Origin of the sequence: Thalassospira sp., from assembly GCF_030690045.1 — a bacterium.
Taxonomy (GTDB): domain Bacteria; phylum Pseudomonadota; class Alphaproteobacteria; order Rhodospirillales; family Thalassospiraceae; genus Thalassospira.
The window spans coordinates 1-21408 of sequence record NZ_JAUYHK010000005.1 but is presented as its reverse complement, the minus strand read 5'-3'; the positions used below and the strand labels follow the sequence as shown (position 1 = coordinate 21408).

General features: G+C 53.9%; 16 protein-coding genes. 8 read left to right on the top strand and 8 right to left on the bottom strand.

Annotated features, from left to right (window positions below; translation table 11 throughout):
* Nucleotide 1 precedes the first annotated feature (1 nt).
* The 4 genes from Q8O73_RS02370 to glpD are packed head-to-tail and all read right to left on the bottom strand — an operon-like array spanning nucleotide 2 to nucleotide 4642.
* Nucleotides 2-874, bottom strand: a complete 873-nt coding sequence (locus Q8O73_RS02370) for a carbohydrate ABC transporter permease (RefSeq protein ID WP_305554365.1) — start codon at nucleotides 872-874, stop codon at nucleotides 2-4.
* A gap of 14 nt (nucleotides 875-888) precedes the next feature.
* Complete coding sequence (locus Q8O73_RS02365; protein ID WP_305554362.1) at nucleotides 889-1983, bottom strand: ABC transporter ATP-binding protein; 1095 nt, start codon at nucleotides 1981-1983, stop codon at nucleotides 889-891.
* Between the two features lie 17 nt (nucleotides 1984-2000).
* Nucleotides 2001-3101, bottom strand: coding sequence for an ABC transporter ATP-binding protein (locus tag Q8O73_RS02360; protein WP_305554359.1), 1101 nt, complete (start codon nucleotides 3099-3101; stop codon nucleotides 2001-2003).
* Nucleotides 3102-3115: 14 nt separating this feature from the next.
* Nucleotides 3116-4642 (bottom strand): glycerol-3-phosphate dehydrogenase, encoded by a 1527-nt coding sequence (glpD, locus tag Q8O73_RS02355; RefSeq protein ID WP_305554357.1) that lies wholly within the window; start codon nucleotides 4640-4642, stop codon nucleotides 3116-3118.
* Between the two features lie 448 nt (nucleotides 4643-5090).
* Between glpD and Q8O73_RS02350 the strand changes: the two genes are divergently transcribed.
* A complete protein-coding gene (locus Q8O73_RS02350) occupies nucleotides 5091-6551 on the top strand; it encodes an NAD-dependent succinate-semialdehyde dehydrogenase (protein ID WP_305554354.1) in 1461 nt (486 codons plus the stop codon).
* A gap of 68 nt (nucleotides 6552-6619) precedes the next feature.
* Here Q8O73_RS02350 and Q8O73_RS02345 read toward each other — a convergent pair whose 3' ends face one another.
* Together Q8O73_RS02345 and Q8O73_RS02340 are read right to left on the bottom strand one after the other, a co-directional pair.
* Nucleotides 6620-7123: a hypothetical protein gene (locus tag Q8O73_RS02345; RefSeq protein WP_305554351.1), complete on the bottom strand. Its 504-nt coding sequence runs from the start codon at nucleotides 7121-7123 to the stop codon at nucleotides 6620-6622.
* Nucleotides 7110-8279, bottom strand: coding sequence for a UDP-N-acetyl glucosamine 2-epimerase (locus Q8O73_RS02340; RefSeq protein WP_305554348.1), 1170 nt, complete (start codon nucleotides 8277-8279; stop codon nucleotides 7110-7112). Before Q8O73_RS02340 ends, Q8O73_RS02345 begins: the two co-directional genes overlap by 14 nt.
* 244 nt (nucleotides 8280-8523) lie before the next feature.
* Here Q8O73_RS02340 and glpK point away from each other — a divergent pair, with 244 nt between their 5' ends.
* Together glpK and Q8O73_RS02330 are read left to right on the top strand one after the other, a co-directional pair.
* Nucleotides 8524-10014 carry a glycerol kinase GlpK gene (gene glpK, locus Q8O73_RS02335; protein WP_305554345.1) on the top strand — a complete coding sequence of 497 codons (1491 nt, stop codon included), beginning with the start codon at nucleotides 8524-8526 and terminating at the stop codon, nucleotides 10012-10014.
* Between the two features lie 123 nt (nucleotides 10015-10137).
* Entirely contained in the window at nucleotides 10138-11079 is a 942-nt protein-coding gene (locus tag Q8O73_RS02330; protein ID WP_305554342.1) for an AEC family transporter, read from the top strand.
* Here Q8O73_RS02330 and Q8O73_RS02325 read toward each other — a convergent pair.
* Entirely contained in the window at nucleotides 11076-13100 is a 2025-nt protein-coding gene (locus Q8O73_RS02325) for a bi-domain-containing oxidoreductase (protein ID WP_305554339.1), read from the bottom strand. The two genes, Q8O73_RS02330 and Q8O73_RS02325, sit on opposite strands and share 4 nt — an antisense overlap.
* Before the next feature lie 524 nt (nucleotides 13101-13624).
* Between Q8O73_RS02325 and Q8O73_RS02320 the strand changes: the two genes are divergently transcribed.
* The 5 genes from Q8O73_RS02320 (at nucleotide 13625) to Q8O73_RS02300 (ending at nucleotide 20005) form a co-directional block, all read left to right on the top strand.
* On the top strand, nucleotides 13625-15682 hold the full coding sequence (locus Q8O73_RS02320; protein WP_305554336.1) for a glycosyltransferase: 2058 nt from the start codon (nucleotides 13625-13627) through the stop codon (nucleotides 15680-15682).
* 193 nt (nucleotides 15683-15875) lie between these two features.
* Nucleotides 15876-16772: a dihydrodipicolinate synthase family protein gene (locus Q8O73_RS02315; protein ID WP_305554333.1), complete on the top strand. Its 897-nt coding sequence runs from the start codon at nucleotides 15876-15878 to the stop codon at nucleotides 16770-16772.
* A gap of 89 nt (nucleotides 16773-16861) precedes the next feature.
* On the top strand, nucleotides 16862-18109 hold the full coding sequence (locus Q8O73_RS02310) for an FAD-binding oxidoreductase (protein ID WP_305554330.1): 1248 nt from the start codon (nucleotides 16862-16864) through the stop codon (nucleotides 18107-18109).
* Nucleotides 18110-18127: 18 nt separating this feature from the next.
* Complete coding sequence (locus Q8O73_RS02305) at nucleotides 18128-19129, top strand: 4-hydroxyproline epimerase (protein WP_305554327.1); 1002 nt, start codon at nucleotides 18128-18130, stop codon at nucleotides 19127-19129.
* A gap of 195 nt (nucleotides 19130-19324) precedes the next feature.
* Complete coding sequence (locus Q8O73_RS02300; protein WP_305554324.1) at nucleotides 19325-20005, top strand: GntR family transcriptional regulator; 681 nt, start codon at nucleotides 19325-19327, stop codon at nucleotides 20003-20005.
* Nucleotides 20006-20011: 6 nt separating this feature from the next.
* Here the strand turns inward: Q8O73_RS02300 and Q8O73_RS02295 are convergent, their stop codons facing one another.
* Nucleotides 20012-21055: a proline racemase family protein gene (locus Q8O73_RS02295; protein WP_305554319.1), complete on the bottom strand. Its 1044-nt coding sequence runs from the start codon at nucleotides 21053-21055 to the stop codon at nucleotides 20012-20014.
* Nucleotides 21056-21408: the final 353 nt, after the last annotated feature.

The following is a 21408-nucleotide window of genomic DNA, read 5'->3' as shown; positions in this document are numbered from 1 at the left end:
TTTATTGTTCCTCCCGCTTTCCGGCGTTCATGACGACGGTATAGAAAACCCAGCAAACCAGCAGGATGATCAGGAAATAGATGATGGAGAAGGCCGCCGCCGGACCCAGATCGAACTGCCCGACCGCCATTCGTGTCAGATATTGGCTGAGGAAGGTGGTGGAGTTACCCGGTCCGCCGCCGGTCAGGACGAAGGGTTCAGTGTAAATCATAAAGCTGTCCATAAAGCGCAACAGCACACCAATCACCAGAACCGACTGCATTTTGGGTAACTGGATGAACCGGAACACCGCCCAGTTCGAGGCCCCGTCAATCTTGGCCGCCTGATAATAGGCATCGGGAATTGACCGCAACCCGGCATAACACAGCAGTACGACAAGGCTGGTCCAGTGCCAGACATCCATGACCACAACGGTAATCCAAGCATCCATCGGGTTCTGGCTGTAATTGTAACTGATGCCAAGCGACCGGATGACATAACCGCCAAGGCCGATATCAGCGCGACCGAAAATCTGCCAGATGGTGCCAACAACATTCCACGGGATCAAAAGCGGCAGGGCCAACAATACCATACAGGCCGAAACACCCCATCCCTTGCGCGGCAAGGTCAGGGCAATCGCAATGCCCAGCGGAATTTCAATGGCAAGGATACTGCCAGTATAGATGATCTGACGGACCAGCGCATCATGTAGGCGGGTATCTTCAAGAACCTGCTTGAACCATTCGGTGCCGACAAAGAACCGCGTTTGCGGATCGAAAATATCCTGCACTGAATAATTGACGACGGTCATCAACGGGATGATTGCGCTGATGGCGACAATCAGAAAGACCGGCAGGACGAGGAACCAGGCCTTGTTATTGGTAATCTTGTTCATTTCGCCATTCCCCCTTATGCGACCAGATGACTGTCGGCATACAGCTTGGTCCATTCTGTCGGGAACCGCAGAACGCCGCTATGTGCCGAAATCATCTGATCCTCGCCGATCTTCACCTTCATTTCGGCATTGCCAAACCGGGTGGTGGCGATCTTGTATTGGCCCAGGTCTTCGACCTTGACGATATTGACGGGAATGCCGCCTTCATTGCTGGCGGAAGCATCGGTGTCAAGGGTCAGGAATTCCGGGCGGATACCCAGTTCAACCGCCCCGGATGCCCCGGATGCGGCATTCATATGCCGGTCAGTCAGGGCAATGCGATGCCCATCAATCCATGCCGCCCCGCCCTCCAGATTGCAGGGCACGATGTTCATGCCGGGGCTGCCAATGAAATAACCGACAAAGGTATGAGCCGGGTTTTCAAACAAATCCTGCGGCGTACCCAGTTGCACGACCTTGCCGCCATACATGACGACAACCTTGTCGGCAAAGGTCAGGGCTTCGACCTGATCATGGGTGACATAGACCATGGTCGGGCGCAACTTGTTGTGAATTTCCTTGAGCTTGCGGCGCAACACCCATTTCAGATGCGGGTCGATGACGGTCAGTGGTTCGTCAAAGAGGATGGCGGCAACATCATCGCGTACCAGCCCGCGACCCAGCGAAATGGTTTGTTTTTCGTCGGCACCAAGGCCGCGTGCCTTGTGTTTGAGTTTGCCATTCAGATCAAGCATCCCGGCAATTTCGCGCACCCGTGCATCGACGGTTTTTTCGGCAATCCCGCGATTGCGTAATGGAAAGGCCAGATTGTCATAAACCGTCATGGTGTCGTAAATCACCGGGAACTGAAACACCTGTGCGATGTTGCGCTGTTCCGGGGCCAGTCTGGTGACGTCCTTGCCATCAAACAGAACCTGTCCGTGTGATGGGGGCAGCAGGCCGGAAATGATGTTAAGCAGGGTGGTCTTGCCGCAACCCGACGGACCTAACAGGGCATAGGCCCCGCCATCTTCCCAGACATGTTCCATACGGCGCAGCGCATAGTCATCGTCCCCTTTCGGGTCCGGAAAATAGGAATGCGCCAGATTTTTAAGATCAATACGTGCCATTTTTTCTTTCCTCGACCTCAGGCAGCCTTGCCGTTTTGAAGGGCGACCGGTGGGGCCGCTTCCAGCTGGTTGTTCACGCCAAAGGCAAACAGACGTTTTGGATCGACATAAAAGGTGATGGCTTCGCCCAGACGAGGGTTGTGGACCCCTTCTTCCTGAATCACCCAGGACACATCGTTGAAATGCACATGGACAAAGGTTTCCGATCCTGTGATTTCGGCCAATTCGACCTGTCCCTGCATGGCGATGGCATGCGAGCCCGGATTTTTGACCGACAAATGGTTGGCTCGCACCCCGATTGTATGTTTGCCACGGTCGAGCCCGGCCAGATGCCCCTGCAAGGCAACCTGATGGCCACTGGCAAGGAACAGATTGCCGTCGCGGACTTCGGCATCGACCAGATTGATCGGTGGATCGGAGAAAATCAGGCCGGTCTCGACACAGGCCGGATTGTGATAAACCTGCGTGGTCGGCCCGAACTGGGTCATGCAGCCCTGATGCATCACCGCACATTTCCCGCCCAAAAGCAGGGCTTCCATCGGTTCGGTGGTGGCGTAAACCACAATGGTATCGCGTTCGGCCAAAAGATTGGGGATTTCGGCGCGCAGTTCTTCTCGCAATTTATAATCCAGATTGACCAGCGGTTCATCCAGTAACAGCAAGGTGCAATCCTTGACCATGGCGCGTGCCATGGCGGTGCGTTGTTGTTGCCCGCCCGATAATTCCTGCGGCAGGCGATCCAGTAAATGTTCGATATGCATAAGTTCGGCGGTGGATTTGACGCGCCGCTCGATTTCGGCCTTAGCCATGCCCTGCAATTTCAAGGGGGATGCGATATTGTCATAGACATTCATCGACGGGTAATTGATGAATTGCTGATAGACCATGGCGACATTGCGTTTTTGCACGGCCATGCCGGTAACATCAGTACCATCAACAAAAATGTGTCCCTTGGTGGGCGGTTCCAGTCCTGCCATGATCCGCATCAATGTGGTCTTGCCCGCCTGGGTCCGCCCCAGCAGTACATTGAACGAACCCGGTTCCAGCGTGATCGACACATCGTCGATATGGGTTTCGGCCCCCACAATTTTGCTGATATTTTCGAGTTTAAGGGTCATCTGTCGTTAATTCCTCAGACCGTCTGTACGGCTTTGATCGGGTGGTCGGAGTTTGCGAACCAGTCCGCAATTGCAGACTGGGTGTCGGTCGAAAGATGCAGGCCCAGCTTGGAGCGCCGCCACAGGACGTCTTGCGCCGTGCGGGCCCATTCGCGCCCGGCCAAATATGTCAGTTCGTTTTCATAGACATCATCGCCCAGATGCCGCCCCAAACCGGCAAGGTCCTTGGCGCCGCCGATGATATTCGTCGTGAGTGTGCCGTAATTGCGCAGATAACGGTAGAGTTGAGGCGCTGGAATCCAAGGAAATCGTTGCTGCATTGCCGCATGAAAGGCCTCGAAATCAGAACCGGGCATATCGCCGCCGGGCAAGGAGGCACCACTTGTCCATTTCTTGTCGGCAATACCCAGAAAGGGCGATAATTTGGCAAGGGCGGATTCAGCCAGTTTGCGATAGGTGGTGATCTTGCCGCCATAAATATTCAAAAGCGGTGCATCGTTGTTGTGGCTGTCGATTTCCAAAACGTAATCGCGGGTGACTGATGATGCATCTTCGGAACTGTCACCATAAAGCGGGCGTACCCCGGAATAGGTCCAGACCACATCATCAGGGGTGATTTGTCGTGAAAAATAGGAATTGGCGAGTTCGCACAGATAGCCGATTTCATCGGTGCTAATGGCGACCTTGCCCGGATCCCCCTGATAATCGCGATCTGTGGTACCGATCAGGGTAAAATCCTGTTCATAGGGAATGGCAAAAACAATGCGACCATCAGGGTTTTGAAAAATATAGCAATATTCATGATCAAACAGCTTGGGTACGACGATGTGGCTGCCCTGTACCAGACGGATCGCCTGTTTTTTATGGGCATCAATCTTGCCATCCAGCATTTCTGCGCACCATGGACCGGCGGCATTGACCATACTGCGGGCTTTTATGATGTATTCATTGCCCGATGCATCGCGCAGGGTGACGGACCACAGACCATTGTCGCGTTGCGCCCGGATGCATTCGGTTCGAACCTGAATATCGGCACCGCGTGCCTGCGCATCCATCGCATTGAGAACGACAAGGCGGGCATCCTGCACCCAGCAATCAGAATAAACAAAAGCCTTATCCATACCCGCAACCAAAGGGGTGCCCGCCGGATGGTCGGACAACCGGATACCTTCGGAACCGGGCAGTTTTTTGCGACCACCCAGATGGTCATATAAAAAAAGCCCCAACCGGATCATCCATGCCGGGCGCAATCCCCGGACATGAGGCAGGACAAACCGCAATGGCCAGATGATGTGCGGGGCGGCGTTCATCAACACCTCGCGCTCAATCAGTGCCTCGCGGACCAAGCGGAATTCGTAATGTTCCAGATAGCGCAAACCACCATGGATCAACTTGGTGCTGGCAGATGAGGTCGCACTTGCCAGATCGTTCTTTTCACAAAGAAAAACCTTAAGGCCACGGCCAGCAGCATCGCGGGCGATTCCGGTGCCATTGATGCCACCGCCAATGATGGCGATGTCGTATATCTGTGATGAGAGCAACCGCTTCCTCCCTGATTGCTCGAATTTCTATCGTCAGGCTTTGCTGACGCTATTTATTTTCAAAAACGTTACGCATGCCTAAAAATAATTGCAAGCGAAAATAAATTCATATTGTAATTTTCATTATTGAAATTTTTGTGCGATGCGGTAAGGAATTGTTTTGCCGATGTAATATTGCCCATGCGGGGTGCTGTCAGGATATTTTTACATTCAGGATTGGTGTTTCGAAGGCATGGGGAGTCGGCAGTTAAAGGCGATGAATCGTTGGAAACTGAAAAATAATATCGTGGTGGGCATCGTAAAAGCGCCTTGCCGCCTATGTTCGGGATGCTGCAATTTGCTGCCCCGGATGGTGATTCCGGTTGCCTCATAACGGGCTTTGGCGCAACACTGCGTGCATCCTTAAGGTCGTCGAACGGCCTGATCCAAACTCCGAGGAGGCCCCACCATGATTACCCTGAAAGATACATCCCTGTTTCGTCAGCAGGCCTATGTCGGCGGCGAATGGGTTGATGCCGGTGACGGCAAAACCGAAAATGTGACCAACCCGGCGACCGGTGCGTTGTTGGGAACCGTGCCTGTGCTGGGCCGTGATGCGGTGGCACATGCAATTAAAACCGCAGAAAAATCACAAAAATCGTGGAAAAAGCGCACAGCCAAGGAACGGTCGGCCATTTTGATGAAATGGTACGACCTGATGATGGAAAATCAGGAAGACCTTGCGCAATTGATGACCGCCGAACAAGGTAAGCCTCTTGCCGAATCACGCGGTGAAATTGCCTATGGCTCGTCTTTCCTGCAATGGTTCGCCGAAGAAGCCAAACGGGTTTATGGCGATGTCATTCCATCTTTTGCACCCGATAAACGGGTGATGGTTCTGAAAGAACCGGTGGGTGTTTGTGCTGCGATCACGCCGTGGAATTTTCCGACCGCGATGATCACCCGCAAGGCAGCCCCGGCATTGGCGGTGGGTTGTGCAATGGTGGTCAAACCGGCGATGGAAACACCTTTTTCCGCGCTTGCGATGGCGGTTCTGGCCGAACGGGCCGGTCTGCCCAAGGGGTTGTTGTCGATTGTGACGGGCGATGCCAAAGAAATCGGCGCGGAAATGACGGAAAACCCGATTGTTCGGAAACTGACCTTTACCGGTTCAACCCCGGTCGGGCGGTTATTGATGCGGCAATGCGCCGATACCATCAAGAAAATCAGTCTGGAACTGGGCGGCAATGCGCCGTTTATCGTCTGTGAGGATGCCGATGTTGATGCGGCGGTCGAAGGCGCGCTGGCCTCTAAATATCGCAACACAGGACAAACCTGCGTTTGCGCCAACCGCCTGTTTGTTCATGATGCGGTCTATGACGAGTTTGCCAAAAAACTTGCGGCCCGGGTAGCCGGATTGTCGGTCGGGTCGGGCACCGAAAAGGGTGTTGAAATCGGCCCGTTGATCAATGAAAAGGCGGTTCAAAAGGTCGAAAGCCATATCGCCGATGCGGTGGCAAAAGGCGGGCGGGTTTTGACTGGCGGCAAGCGTCATGAAAAGGGCGGTACATTTTTTGAGCCGACCGTGATTGTCGATGCCACCCGTGACATGCAGGTCTTCCGCGAGGAAACCTTTGGCCCGATGGCACCGCTGATTCGTTTTAAAACCGATGACGAAGTTCTGGAAATGGCCAATGACAGTGAATTTGGTCTGGCATCCTATTTCTATTCCCGTGATATCGGTCGTATTTGGAAAATGGCCGAAGGACTTGAAAGCGGACTGGTCGGGGTCAATGCCGGGGTGATTTCAACCGAAGTGGCTCCGTTTGGCGGTTTCAAACAATCGGGTCTTGGTCGCGAAGGATCAAAATACGGAATCGAGGACTATCTGGAAACCAAATATGTCTGCCTTGGCGGGCTTGATGGATAATCGGGTCTGAACAGATCAAAAATGGCACAGTGCGTGATGTGCCGTGCCATTTTTGATGCGGTGGAAAGTCACGCATTCCTGTCTTTGTCGGGGTCACTCGTGAAGTTTTGCATATCACCGTCCGGTAATTCCGATTGCAGGGCGGTAAAGACATCAAACATGCGCGGGTCAAAGGTGATGGCGGCGGGCGATATGGCGGGGTTTTGCCCGTTATTTTCAGCCTCGTCATCCGTCGTGGTAAGGCTGGCACTGTTGAGGCGCTGCGTGATGGCGTCGGAAATCGCCCGTTCAATATCGTTGCGTTGCCTGGCATCCATTTTTGCCAGTGATTCTTCATCCAATCCCATCGATTCCAGGATTTTGTTGCGCAATTCTTCAATCTTGCGTTCCTCAATCTCACGGACATAGGCGGTAAAACCGTGTTCGCGGATATAGGCAAGATCGTTATTCTGTTCCTCGTCATCCTTGTTGGCTGTGCCGGTGCTGTTTGACAGGATGGTTCCGTTTGACAAACCGGCCTGCCGCGATGTGGCCAGGGCTGTACCGGTATTGATGGTATCAATCACAGACATGGAAATCCTCCGACGGCAAGATTTGCCGGTTATGGTTGCAAGTGATCATGCCTGTGCAATTTATATGCCGGTCTTGCCGATATTTTGGGGTCAGAACCGATGTCAAATGGCACAGCATCCGTTCCGCCGACCGCCCGTCCCATCCTGCGGGGCGATATGGCATTGTTTTCGTCGCAATCAGATGTGTTATGGCCTCGCCAAGGTCACTTGGGGATACCAGCCTGATGGCAACGTCGTTCAGGGTATGGGCGCGTTCTGTGCGATCTCTCAGGATCAAGGCTGGTTTTCCCAACCATGCGCATTCTTCCTGTACACCCCCGGAATCGGTAATAATTGCCCGGCATTGGCGCAATGCCGCCATGAAATCGGGGTAGGGCAAGGAATCGCAAAGCGTGATGCCATGGCAGTTGTCAATGGCGGACCACAGGCCATACCGTTGCAGGCAATGCCGGGTGCGCGGATGCATCGGCCACAGGATGCGCCGCGTTTGTGCAATCTGGCGCAATGCACCGACAATCTTGCCCAGCCGTTCCGGATCATCGACATTACCTGCACGATGCAGGGTGACGATAATATCATGCGGTTTTGGGATGTTTTTCCCGCCGTCTGGAAACCGTATCAGGGCGTCGATCATGATATTGCCGGTCATTTTGATATGGCGATGTTCTTGCATTTCCCGCCTTAAATTGGCGTATGCACCATCATCGGGTGCCCATAACAGATCAGATAGTCGATCAATTTTCTGACGATTGGCATTTTCGGCAACGGCATCTTCGCCGCCGCGCAAACCGGCCTCGATATGGCACAGTAAAACATTGTTCATGGCTGCGGCTTGCGCAATGCCGACCGACCCGGTGACATCGCCAATCGTAATGGTTGCCGCCGGGCGGGTTTGAGTGATCAGATTGGCATAGGCCCGATGCGTTATGGCAATCATATCATCGCCGGATGCGGATTTTTGCCCGACTCCCAAATTATGTTCTGGGGCAGGTAGGCCCAGAACATGGCATTGCTGCGCGGCAAGGAAAGGGTCCCAATGTTGTCCGGTATCAATCAGGCGTAGTTCAAACGGCCAGTCAGCATCGCGCCATGCGGCGTAAAATGCCGCCGCCTTGATGATATTGGGGCGGGTACCATAAACCAGATCAACGATCATGTCGGGCTTTTCCTGTATCGGATCCTATCATGTAAGCAGGAAGTCCTTGGAAAGGCGAAGGATTTTTACTATCCGGCTTGTCTGGTGCAAAGTCATTGATAAAAATATTCGCAAACGAATTGTTTTTCGGATGAATTTTTTCTAAACAGAAACCCTGCTTGACTTGATTTGGCAGATGACAGAACGTTTCAGGCGTTCTTTATGGTACGGCAGAAGAACTGTCGGCTTCGGGGAGGACTGCAAGATGACGGACAAGCGCTATATTCTGGCGATTGATCAGGGTACGACAAGCTCACGCGCCATTGTTTTTGACAATCATGGCCGTTCGGTTGCGGTTGCGCAGCAGGAATTTCCGCAACATTTCCCCAATAGCGGTTGGGTCGAACATGATCCGGAAGATTTGTGGAATACGGTAGTCGCAGTCTGCCGTGAGGCCTTGGGCCATGTCGATATCAATGATGTTGTGGCGATTGGCATTACCAATCAGCGCGAAACCACACTGGTTTGGGACCGCAAGACAGGTAAGGCAATTTACAACGCCATTGTCTGGCAGGATCGCCGCACCGCCGGGCTGTGCCACGATCTGAAAAAAGACACCGGCCTTGAGGAACGTGTCAACCAGCGCAGCGGTCTGTTGATTGATCCTTATTTTTCGGCGACCAAGGTGGCGTGGATTCTCGATCATGTATCGGGCGCACGGGCGCGGGCCGAACAGGGCGATCTGGCATTCGGTACAGTTGATTCCTTTTTGCTGTGGCGCCTGACCGGGGGCAAATCCCATGCAACAGATGCCACCAATGCGGCCCGCACCAATCTTTTCAACATCCGCACCAACCAGTGGGATGATGAATTGTGCAACATTTTCCGGGTGCCACAGGCCGTCTTGCCCGAAGTCAAGGATTGCGCAGCCGATTTTGGCATGGTCGAGGCCGAGTTGTTTGGTCGTGCCTTGCCGGTTCTGGGCATGGCCGGGGATCAACAGGCCGCAGCCTTTGGCCAATGCTGTTTTCATCCCGGCGATATCAAAAGCACCTATGGTACCGGATGTTTTGTCATTCTCAATACCGGGGATGAGGCCGTTACCTCGCAACACCGTTTGCTGACCACGATTGGCTATCGCCTGAATGGCAAGACAAGTTACGCGATTGAAGGTGCAATTTTTGTCGCCGGAGCGGCGGTGCAGTGGTTGCGCGATGGTTTGGGAATCATCAAATCGGCGGCGGAATCCGAAGGACTGGCGAAATCGCTGGAGGATAATCACGGGGTTTATCTGGTTCCTGCCTTTACCGGGCTGGGGGCGCCTTATTGGGATCCGGATGCGCGGGGGGCCATTTTGGGTCTGACCCGTGATACCGGGCCGCGTGAATTTGTTCGCGCCGCGCTTGAAAGTGTCTGTTATCAGACATTTGATTTGTTTGATGCAATGGCGGCTGATGGCGTATCGCCCAAAGCGGTCCGGGTTGATGGCGGTATGGTCGCCAATGACTGGCTGTGCCAGTATCTGGCCGATATTCTTGATATTCCGGTGCAACGTCCGGTGGTGACTGAAACAACGGCATTGGGGGCAGCCTATCTGGCGGGGTTACAGGCGGGGATTTACCGCGATCTGGATCATATAACGGCCAACTGGCATTTGGATGCCGAATTCACAGGCAAGGCCGAAAAGAGCCGCCGTGCAGCTGTATTGGCCGGGTGGAAAAAAGCCGTGGCACGGGTGCGTAGCGACGCGGTTTAAGCCTTTGTAAACACGGGGCTGGTCATATTTGATACGGCGCGATACCATTGGGCGGCACATATCTGTGTCGCCCTTCTTTTTATCCTGTCATTATCTGTTTCTGTCAGCCCGGCTGGGGGATTTATGCTTGATCTGATCGTCAGTAAGGTGGGACCGGTCTTTTTGACGATCCTGTGCGGTTATCTTTTGATGCGGGTCAAGGTGCTGAACCGTGATGGCATTCCGGTTCTGGCAAAGATCGCCATGAATGTCTTTATCCCCGCCATGCTGTTTCAGACCCTGTCGCAATCCGATATTGCCGCCCAGTTCGATTTGCGCCTGTGGGGCAGTTATTACGGTGCGGTTCTGGTGAATTATGCGTTGGTATTTTTTACCGCCCGCTATTGGTTGAAGGCGAATGTCGATGCGGCGGCGATTACCGCCGTCGGTGGGGTTTTTTCCAATATCGTGTTGCTTGGCATACCGCTGGTGCAGGCTGTCTACGGCGAGGCGGGTCTTGTACCGCTTTTGATCATTTTGTCGATCCATCCACTGACCCTTTTGGGTATTACGGTTTTTATCATCGAAGGCGACCGTGCATCGGCGGGCAATTGGCTGGGCAATGTCGGGCGGAGCATCTGGCGCGTTTTGAAGAATCCATTGATCATTGCCATCGTGCTGGGCGTTCTGGCGTCGCTTGTGGGCATCGAAATGCCGGAAATGATCGACGGGACGCTGGAACGTTTCCGCGTTGCCGGGCCGACGATTGCCTTGCTGCTGGTCGGGGCGGGGCTTTATGGACAAAGCATTCGCGGCAATGTTCAGGCCGCGGTTCTGTGCAGCGTCGCCAAAATGCTGATACAGCCCTTGCTGGTATTTCTGGTTGCGCGTTTTGTCTTTGATCTGCCGCCGTTATGGCTGACGGTGGTGACGATCATCGCGGCCCTGCCCAGCGGAGCCAATGTTGCCATTCTGGCTGGCAGTTATCAGGTCGGCATTGATCGTGCCTCGACCACCATCCTGATCACCACCTTGATCAGTGTGATCACGCTGCCATTGCTGGTGTTGTATGCCGGGGCGCATTAGGCCGGGTTGGCCAGTGCATTCAGGATATGACGGTACAGGGTGATTTCATGTTGGTCAGTGGTGCTGTCTTCTGACAGGGTGCGGATAAAATCCGCGATAATGCCGGTATGACCTTTATCGGGTTTGAGCCAGTGGCGCCGTGTCAGATTTCCTTTGGGGCTACGGATATGTAATTTCTGCCAGTTAGTCAGGACAATTGTTGTATCGGTGGCAATAATTTCCAGACGTTCCTTGGCGATGCTGCGATGTCCTGCCTGCCCGTAATGAATATCCCCCACCGATCCATCCTGAAAAACCACTCGCCACAGGCAAATGTCATCCTGTCGATTGATCCAGTGACAATGCAGGTTTTGGATCGGGTTGTTGGCAAAATACTGCAACAGATCAATAAAATGGCTGATTTCCCCCAATACTCTGCCACCCTGACCGCGATGGTGTAACCAGTGCCCGGCGGGCAAAGGGTGAATACGGACATGGTATGTGAAGTGTTTCGGGCCATTCGGCAAATAATTAAGAATGGTCTGTGCCATCGGTGCATGGCGACGGTTATGGCCGACCATCAAAATCAGGCCCGGGTGGTTTGCATGGGTATTTTGAATCGATTCAAGCTGCGCCAGATCAAGACAAAGTGGCTTTTCGACCCAAACATGCTTTCCGGCCTCAAGCGCCTGAACGGTCAGGGCGGCGTGGCTATTATGACGGGAGGCGATGATCACGGCATCAGTGTCCGAATCGTTTAAAATCGCCTGATTGTTGCTGGTTGCAGCAGCGTCCCCGATCTGTCGCGCAATTCCCTGTGCCGCCAGTCCGTCAGGGGAAGATATGGCGGTAATGCGGACATTTTTGTTCTGGCGCAGATGCGAAACCAAAACTCCACCCGCATAATTGCCTGCCCCGATCAGGCCGATATGGATGATCCCGGAATTGCGTTTTGTTTGGGCTGGTTTTGGGGTTGGTATCGGCGATGCTGTTTGCGGTGGTGTGGGTGTGTCGGGATATTCAATCAGGATCGCCAATGGTGTTGGGTTTGCAAGCTCAAAGGCGCGGGCTGCGTCCTGGATCGGCAGACGTTGCGTGATCAGGCGGGAAGGGTTGATGCGCCCGCGTGCCATCAAATCAAGAGCGGTTTGCATATTACGGTTGATGGTCCAGCGCACATAACCAATCGGGTAATCAATGCCGTGCTGTTCATATTGCGGATCATAACGACCGGGGCCGTAGGAGCGCACCTGCCTTATGGTGATATCCTTGCGATAAAGAGTCTCCCGGTTCGCCCGAATCGCCACATTACCTACACAGACAATGATGGCGCGGTCCCGACATAACCGGACCGCCTGATCTATCATTGAGCCATCTGGGTCGGGCGCGCAAATCAGAACAGCATCGTATTGCTCCGTTACCGGGACCGAGCCGGCATTTTCCGATGTTTCCGTCGCACCGCCCTGTCGGGCGAAATCGCACCGGGAGGTTTGCGGATCAATTGCCATCACCCGCGCCCCGGCGGCGTTGGCGGTTTCAATAACCAGTTGTCCAATCAGGCCGCAACCGATTACGGCAATCTGGCAACCAATAATCACCTCGCCCTGTTGCAGGGCATGCAGGGCAATCGCCGTTAAAGTGGCAAAAGCGGCATTGTCGGCAGACACCCCGTCTGGCACAGGGCATACCAGATGACGCGGCACCACATTCCATTGCGCATGGCGGGCATGGCCAATACCACCACAGGCAACCAGTTGTCCGGTTTGCAGATCGGTGATGTCGGGGGCCACGGCCTCGATCATCCCGGCACAGCTATATCCGGCGGGCAGTGGGCGGTTGAGGCGATTACGCACCGCATGGCGGGTGGCCTGCAAACCATCCTGCCGCCATTTTTGTAAAACAAGTGCTACCAGATCGGGGCGCTGCCACGCTTTCATCAGCAAGGGCAGACGGGTTTCGCGGTTCTGGACCTCTTCGGTGCCGGTGCTGATCACGGAGGCCTGAGTGCGCACCAGAACCGTACCGGACTGCAAAACGGGCATGGGGCAATCGGTCACTGCAATTTTACGATCTCCTGGATATCGAAGTAATGCCTTCATCAGCACGGTGGTCCCCGTTTGCGGTTTGATCTTCCCAAGTAAGGGATTAAACCAGAGATATGATTTTCCGTCGATCCGAGATTGACCGCAATCTCCCGCTGTGGTTAGCAACAGCAGGGTAATGGTTTGGAAATCAATCAATGCAGCAAAATTCAGTCGGACTGACTTGGCGCGACTATGTCCTAGGCATGGCCGCAATCTTTTTTGGATTATCAGCGCCGCTATTCTTTTTCGGTAGGGGAGGGCTGGCCGCAGGGCTTAGTCTGTCGCTCATTCTGGCGGTAGTTGGAGGGAAGACAGGGCCTGCTTGGCGTGAGATTCGTCGCGATATAACGTCACCTGTTGGTGTCGCACTTTTGCTGGTGTTTGTTGCATGGGTACCCTCAGTGGTTGGGTCCCTTCAGGTTGGCGTATCTTTTACCAAATGGATATCCGTTTTGGCGTTGGTTGCGGGGTGCTGGTTTATCATGCGCCTGATCGCTCCCAAGGCCAGACTGGCATGGAATGCTGTGACCTATGCAAGTTGGGCTGTGCTGGCTTACTGTTTGCTCGCGATTATTGTGACACCTGATGTTCTCAGTCTACGGGCGTTGGGCAATCCGGATGTCACGGTGGATATTACCCGCCGTCTTAAGCCTCTTGGCAGTTTTCTGGTTTTTGCAGCAGTTTTACTGATCGCTGATGGGCTTGATCAAAAAGGTCTGCGGCGCTGGTTGTCATGGCTGTTTGTGTTGGCGGTGCCGGTGGTGATCTATGTTGGCATGGCGCGTGCCAATGCAGCGGCCATTCTGGCCATGCTGGGGATTTTTGCCATTTCTTTGGTGGTTGTCGTGAATTTGCGCCGTGTAACCTTTCTGGCGGTGGGAGGCATGGTGATTTCGATTGTCGCTGTGGTTGTCTGGCTGGGAAATGTTACGAATACTTCGTGGGGTGATCTTGATGGTTTCCAACCATATTTGCCTATTCAACTGGTTGATGTTCACCGGCAGATTATATGGCATTTCGCCTTTGAACGTATGCAGGATCATCCGCTGATTGGCTGGGGAATTAATGCGGCCCCGTGGATTCCGGGTGCCAATGATGTGCCGGGAACATTGGGGCAGTCGGTTTTGCCTGCCCATCCGCATAGCTGGTTTATAGAAATATGGCTTGAAACCGGGATTATCGGATTGCTGTCGGTTTTGGGATTTCTGGTGGTTTGCGGGGGTGTTTCTTTTCGCCTGTTACGTCAATCGGGAATGGCAATTGCCGTGCCGATTCTGGCGGTACAGGTCGGGTATTGGTTTTCGGGCCTGTTTAATTATTCCTTTTGGTCCACATGGTGGCAGTCGGTTTTCCTGATTTCCCTTTTATTGTTGATCTTGCGGAAGGAGATGCAAGCTCTGCCCGGTTCTCCGGACAGACGCAGCAAGATGTTGTTTGTCTGTGGCGAAGATTGGTCTTTCGTGTCGCACCGGATTGGGTTAGGTCGGGCAGCACTGGTGCAGGGATGGGATGTTGTGATTGCCTGCCGAACAGGTGAAGCCGCCGAAAAACTGCGCGACGAAGGCTTTCGCGTGATTGATGCGTCGATTGTTCGGGGCGGTTTAAGCCCGATCAGCTCACTTAACACTATCAAGTCGCTGGCTTGTTTGATCCGCCGCGAACAGCCTGATGTGGTTGTCAATGTCTCTATTCAATGTGTTGTGCTTTCGGCGATGGCGGGGTTGATTGTCGGGGCGAAACGCTCGGTCAATATGATTACCGGTCTTGGTTTTATGTTTGTGTCAGGCGGTGTCAGGGCGCGGATTGTCAGGTCGATTGTGTCGCTGTTGTTGCGGTTTTATGCGCTGTTTCCATCAGTAACGGTGATTGTGCAAAATGCCGATGATCGTGATGTAATGGCCGGTTTGGGATTCCCGACGCAACGACTGCATTTGATCCGGGGATCGGGGGTTGATCTTCTGGCCTATGATCCGGGGCAGGACCAAAAACCGTCAGATGATCTCAAAACCGTGATTTTTGTCGCCCGGATGTTGTGGTCCAAGGGGCTGGCCGAACTGGTTGAAGCTGCCCGTCTTTTGAAATCCAAAGGCCGGAATTATCGTTTCTGGCTGGTCGGCGATGCTGATCCTGCCAATCCCGATAGTGCCGATGACGGTCAACTGAGGGCGTGGCAGCAGGAAGGCCTGATTGAATGGTTGGGTCGCCGCCGTGACGTGGCCGATTTGTTGCGGCAAAGCGATTTGGCGGTTTTGCCATCTTGGCGCGAGGGGTTGCCTAAATCCTTGTTGGAGGCCGCTGCCGCAGGACTTGCCATGGTGGCAACCGATGTGCCGGGCTGCCGCGAAATTGTGCTGCCGGGCAAAACCGGCCTTTTGGTGCCGCTAAAGGATGCGCAAAGCTTGGCAGAAGCGATTGATACCTTGTTATGCAATGATATCTTGCGTGCTGGAATGGGGTGGCAGGCCAGAAAACTGGTCGAAGACGAATTATGCGATGCAGTGATCATTGCCCGAACCATGGAAGTGATCGGACAGAAGTAAGAATAGAGTTTTTAAAGCCCCGGTTTTCCGGGGTTTTTCATTTCGGCTGGAGTGTGTCATTTTTTCGGTTGCTGCGGGCCCGGATATTTTGCATACAATATACATAATGTGAGTCGCGTTCGGAAAGATCAGAGGCGGCTTTGAATAATCAGAACGGCCGGATCGCAGGCCATATATGGAAAGGTTCCCGGAAATGCAGGTAAACTGGACAGGCGTATTTCCCGCTGTTGCTACCCAGATGAACGAAGATGGCTCGATCGATTACAAGATGACGGGAGAACAGATCGAAGCCCTGATCGATGCCGGGGTGGACGGTCTGGTTATGCTGGGGTCGGTTGGTGAAAATACTGCCCTTGATCTTGAAGAAAAGATCGCCGTTCTCAAGCTGGCTGTTGAAATCACCAATAAACGGATTCCGGTTCTGTCCGGCGTTGCGGAAACCACCACGCGCGGTGCAATTGCCTATGCCAAAAAATGCGAAGAACTGGGGGCTGATGGCTTGATGTTGCTGCCGGGCATGATTTATACCGCTGATCCGCGCGAAAACATTGCGCATTTCCGCGCTGTCGCCAATGAAACGCGACTGCCAATCATGATTTACAACAATCCCGGTGCTTATCGTGTTGATATCAAACCCGAAGAATTCAACCAACTCGCCGATGTGCCTAATTTGGTGGCGATCAAGGAAAGTTCTGGTGATCCCCGCCGTGTGACCGACATTTATAATGCCTGTGGCGACCGTTTTGTTCTGTTCTGCGGCATGGATGATCTGGTGATGGAAACCCAGGTTCTGGGCGTTGTCGGCTGGATTTCCGGCTTTACCGATGCGTTTCCAGCGGAATCCGTAGCGCTGTGGAAATTGCTGTCGGAAGGCAAATATGCCGAAGCCCTGAAGATTTATCGCTGGTTCACCCCGGTTCTGCATATGGATGTCCATGCCAAGCTGGTGCAATATATCAAATTGGCACAGGCTATGACCGGTGTTGGCAAGGAATATGTCCGCGCACCGCGCCTGTCGCTGGTCGGTAAGGAACGCGAGCAGATCAGCGCGATCATCCAGAAAACTATCGATACCCGCCCGTCACTTTAGAAGATGGGCAATGCGCGGGGCGGCCATTGCGGTCGCCCCGTTTGCCCTTTATGGTGCTGCCGTTTGGGATCAAAATCCAAAGGAATATCATGTCAGAAGCGCAAACTGCCCTGGTGATCGGTGCCGGAATAGTCGGTGTCAATGTCGGTTTGGTCCTGCAACAGCAGGGCTTTGATGTGACGATTGTCGATCGTAATGAGCCGGGCATGGGGACATCCTTTGGCAATGCGGGCGGGCTGGCGGTAACGGAATGCGCACCGATCTCGATGCCCGGAACATTGTTAAAAGTCCCCGGCTGGCTGATGGATCCCTATGGTCCGCTCACACTGCGCTGGTCCTATCTGCCGCGTATGGTGCCATGGCTGTTGCGCTTTGCCGCTGCCGGACGCAAGCACCGGGTCGAACAGATCGCCAGTGAACTGGTTGCGATTCTGGACAGAGTCTGGGATGATTACACTCCGTTGATTCGCGATGCGGGCCTGGCCGATGCGGTGTTTCGCGAAGGGGCCCTTGCGGTCTATCGCAGCACCCAAAGCCGCCGCGCTTCCGATTACAATATTGATTTACGCCGTCGTAATGGGGTGCGTGTGACCGATGTCACCCGTGAACAGATTGCCGAAATGGAACCCGGTCTGGCCCCGATTTTCGCCTGCGGTGTGGTCGAGGAAGACTGGGGGCGCGTGCTGGATCCCTATAAAATCGTCCTTGGCTTTGAAAAACTGTTTCGCGAACGTGGCGGCATATATCAGAAGGCCGAGATCGTTGATTTTATCTGGCGCGATGGTAAGCCTCGCGCCGCCGTGGCCCGGGGCGGCGACCAGATTGTTTTTGACAAGCTGGTGGTGGCCTGCGGGGCCTGGTCGAAAAATCTGGCGGGCAAGCTGGGCAGTCCGGTGCCGCTGGATACCGAACGGGGTTACAACACCACGGTGCCTTATCACGGTGCGACGCTGAACCGTACGGTGATCAGTGCGGATGACAGCATCGTCCTGACCCCGATGGAAATGGGTATTCGGGTTGGCGGTGCAGTGGAGCTGGGCGGGTTGACCGCCGCTCCCAATTACAAACGTGCCCGTGCCCTGTTTGCCAAAGGACAGCAGGTTCTGCCCGCCCTGTCGGATCAGGGCGGGACGGACTGGATGGGATTTCGACCCTCTATGCCCGACTCCAAACCGGTGATTTCGACAAGCCCGCTTCATGACAATGTCGCTTTTGCCTTTGGGCACGGGCATCTTGGCCTGACGATGGGGGCGACCACCGGGCAACTGGTTGCGGCCCTGATCTCGGGCAATCCTGCACCGATTGACATGACGCCCTATCGTATCGACCGTTTCTGATTTCGGAGCCCTGCCAAAATGGCAAAACACAGCTTTTTTTGTATTGATGGTCATACTTGCGGCAATCCGGTGCGGGTTGTTGCCGGGGGCGGCCCGCGCCTGTCGGGGAATAACATGCTCGAAAAACGGGCGCATTTTCTGGCAGAATATGACTGGATTCGCACCGGCCTGATGTTCGAGCCACGCGGCCATGATATTATGTCCGGTTCGATCCTTTATGAACCGACCCGCGATGATTGTGATGTCGCCATTCTGTTTATCGAAACGTCGGGCTGTTTGCCGATGTGCGGCCACGGCACGATTGGCACAGTGACAATTGCCATCGAACAGGGGCTGGTCAAACCCAAAACCCCCGGTATCCTTCGGTTGGAAACCCCGGCCGGTCTGGTGATTGCGCACTACAAACAGGTCGGCGAATATGTCGAATCGGTCAAGCTGACGAATGTGCCATCCTTTTTGTATAAAACCGGGATCACTGTCGATTGTCCGGATTTGGGCATGATCACGGTTGATGTTGCCTATGGCGGCAATTTCTATGCGATTGTCGATCCGCAGGAAAATTTCCGCGATATGGCCGATTTCACTGTGGGTGATTTTCAACGCATCAGCCCGGAATTGCGTCGCCGTCTTAATCAGATCGGCGAATTTATTCATCCGTTGCATCCCGACATCAAGGGCTTGTCGCATATCCAGTGGACCGGCACCCCCACCCAATCCGGCAGCACACACCGTAATGCCGTGTTCTATGGCGACAAGGGAATTGACCGTTCACCCTGTGGCACCGGCACCTCGGCGCGGCTGGCACAATTGGTCGGGCGCGGCCAATGGCCTGCGGATCAGGATATGGTGCATGAAAGCATCATCGGGTCGCAATTCCGCGCCACCGTGGTCGAACATACCAGAGTGGGCGATTATGATGCGATTGTGCCGGGTATCGAAGGCTGGGCGCGTATTCATGGCTATAACACAATCTTTATTGATGACCGCGACCCTTATGCCCACGGTTTCGTCGTCACCTGATCATCGGACAGCATAACCGGGCAGATCAACACAGTTTGATCTGCCCGAATGGCAATTTTATTGCGCGTTGCCGGTCGCATCGCTATGACTATAGGCGAGGGGGCGTTAACTGCCGGTAATCTGTTTCGGATGGCGGGTACTGGCAGCGACATTCTGCCCCGATTACCTTATTGTTGGCAGATTGACAGACAGATAATGACCGCATCACCCCGCTTTACACGCCGTACCATCACTGATCAGGTAACCGAAGACCTTCGTGAACGCATTCTGTCGGGTGATTTCCTTGCGGGCAGCCAGTTGCGTCAGGATGCCATTGCTACTGAATATAATGTCTCGCGCATTCCTGTGCGCGAGGCCTTGCAACGACTTGATGCAGAAGGGCTGGTAACGTTTCAGCCGCACAAGGGGGCCATCGTTGCCACCCTGTCTATTCAGGAAATCGAAGAACTGTTTGAAGTACGCCGGTTGCTGGAATGTGAATTGCTGCGCCATGCCGTGCCGAAACTGACCGAAGACGACATCCGCGCTGCTGCCGATATTCTGGATGTCTATGACGATGCCTTACGGGCGGGCGACGTGGCACGGTGGGGGGATTTGAACCGGCAATTCCATGAACGGCTTTATCAGGCTTCGGAACGCCCCAAGACCCTTGAAATTGTCCGGACCATTGGCAATAACACCGTGCGTTTTATCCGCGCCCAACTGGCGTTGACCGGGGCGATTGATACTGCCGAACGCGAACATCATGAAATTCTTGATGCCTGCCGGGCGGGTGATGCCGACAAGGCTGCTGCCCTTTTGGGCAGCCATATTGAAAATTCGGGTAAAAGCCTGCTTGATTGTTTGCGGTCGGCCCGTCCGACGGGGAGTGTCTGACCGGCCTTATCTGATTTGAAACCCCTGTCCAACCAGATCACCCTGATCCAGCCATAACCGACTTTCGCCGCAATAATGCGCCATGCCGCCAACCCGTGCAATAATGGCGGGAAAGGGGCCGCAACGGGTTACATCGCCAATGCTGCCCTTAAAAATCGCGCCGGTCACACTTTCAAAATCCCTTGTTTGCCCGGCTTTGATCTGCCCTTTGGCATGTTGGAGAGCAAGACGTGCACTGACCCCGGACCCGGTGGGGCTTCGATCCACCTGTTGATCGGCAAAGATACATATATTACGGGTCGGTTCGGTGCTGAACTCATCGCGACCATCGGTCAGGATCGCACCATATAAAAAACCAAGGTCGTCATGATCGGGATGGCGGATCGGGATCGAGGCATTTATAGCCGCACAAACCGTACTTGCAAGACCGACAAGTTTACGTACTGCTGTTGTACCGATCTCCATTCCGAATTGCCCGGCGTCCAGCATCGCATAAAATGCCCCGCCATAAGCAATATCGGTTTTAAAAGGCGTACCATCGGGCAGGGTCAGGGTATAATCGCAGCCCGTAACAAAAGATGGTACAGACAGAAATGTTACTTTGCCACTTATGCCATTAATCACCTCCACCTCGGCCCTGACCAGTCCGCACGGACATTCAATGGCGACCTGTGTGACGGGCTCAATAACCGGTACCAATTCGTAATCAACGGCATAGCGACCAAGGGCGATGATCGCATGGCCGCACATCGTCGAATATCCTTCATTATGCAAAAACAATACCGCCAGGTCGGCATCGGGCAGAGTCGGTTCAACCAACAATGCCCCATACATGTCTGCATGCCCGCGCGGCTCAAACATTAAAAACCGGCGCAAATGATCCAGATGGTCCCGGACATAGCGGCGCTTGGCCAGAATATTGTCGCCTGTGATCACAGGGTAACCGTGCCGGATAATGCGCAAGGGTTCACCGCCGGTATGCATATCGATAATTTCTATCGGCTGAAGGCGGTCGGGAAAGTCGACATGAGCGGGGCTGCGTTCTGACATTGAGGCCTCTGATTCTTTAAATTGTCGATCTTACAGGGATATTATCGATGATCCGGTATCAGGTTTCCGAGAAGATAATCCACCTTTGGGATTGTCAGTAAATCGGCAAGGCCTGTTTTTTGGCCTTTCGGGCCCTTGCTGGGTTCTAATTGCATACCTATATACCATTCCCGCGCAAAATTTTTGCGTCGTGATCTTTTTGTGATTTTTCCTCAAAAAGGTATTTGACAGTTATGGGTATGGGACCTATAACCCGCCTCCACCGACGGGGTGCGGCGCAGGGAACTGCGGTGTTGACGTTGGTGCGGGGCTTCGGTCCTTGGAAGATTTTGATTAGTTCTTTGACATTGTAG

What these genes read in the sequence shown, in the direction of transcription:
- Q8O73_RS02340 (WP_305554348.1), bottom strand. Translation starts at nt 8,279, where the DNA reads ATGATCGTTGATCTGGTTTATGGTACCCGCCCCAATATCATCAAGGCG.
- Q8O73_RS02325 (WP_305554339.1), bottom strand. Translation starts at nt 13,100, where the DNA reads ATGCCCGTTTTGCAGTCCGGTACGGTTCTGGTGCGCACTCAGGCCTCC.
- Q8O73_RS02350 (WP_305554354.1), top strand. Translation starts at nt 5,091, where the DNA reads ATGATTACCCTGAAAGATACATCCCTGTTTCGTCAGCAGGCCTATGTC.
- Q8O73_RS02370 (WP_305554365.1), bottom strand. Translation starts at nt 874, where the DNA reads ATGAACAAGATTACCAATAACAAGGCCTGGTTCCTCGTCCTGCCGGTC.
- Q8O73_RS02360 (WP_305554359.1), bottom strand. Translation starts at nt 3,101, where the DNA reads ATGACCCTTAAACTCGAAAATATCAGCAAAATTGTGGGGGCCGAAACC.
- Q8O73_RS02345 (WP_305554351.1), bottom strand. Translation starts at nt 7,123, where the DNA reads ATGTCTGTGATTGATACCATCAATACCGGTACAGCCCTGGCCACATCG.
- Q8O73_RS02300 (WP_305554324.1), top strand. Translation starts at nt 19,325, where the DNA reads ATGACCGCATCACCCCGCTTTACACGCCGTACCATCACTGATCAGGTA.
- glpK (WP_305554345.1), top strand. Translation starts at nt 8,524, where the DNA reads ATGACGGACAAGCGCTATATTCTGGCGATTGATCAGGGTACGACAAGC.
- Q8O73_RS02320 (WP_305554336.1), top strand. Translation starts at nt 13,625, where the DNA reads ATGCGCCTGATCGCTCCCAAGGCCAGACTGGCATGGAATGCTGTGACC.
- Q8O73_RS02295 (WP_305554319.1), bottom strand. Translation starts at nt 21,055, where the DNA reads ATGTCAGAACGCAGCCCCGCTCATGTCGACTTTCCCGACCGCCTTCAG.
- Q8O73_RS02315 (WP_305554333.1), top strand. Translation starts at nt 15,876, where the DNA reads ATGCAGGTAAACTGGACAGGCGTATTTCCCGCTGTTGCTACCCAGATG.
- Q8O73_RS02305 (WP_305554327.1), top strand. Translation starts at nt 18,128, where the DNA reads ATGGCAAAACACAGCTTTTTTTGTATTGATGGTCATACTTGCGGCAAT.
- Q8O73_RS02330 (WP_305554342.1), top strand. Translation starts at nt 10,138, where the DNA reads ATGCTTGATCTGATCGTCAGTAAGGTGGGACCGGTCTTTTTGACGATC.
- Q8O73_RS02310 (WP_305554330.1), top strand. Translation starts at nt 16,862, where the DNA reads ATGTCAGAAGCGCAAACTGCCCTGGTGATCGGTGCCGGAATAGTCGGT.
- Q8O73_RS02365 (WP_305554362.1), bottom strand. Translation starts at nt 1,983, where the DNA reads ATGGCACGTATTGATCTTAAAAATCTGGCGCATTCCTATTTTCCGGAC.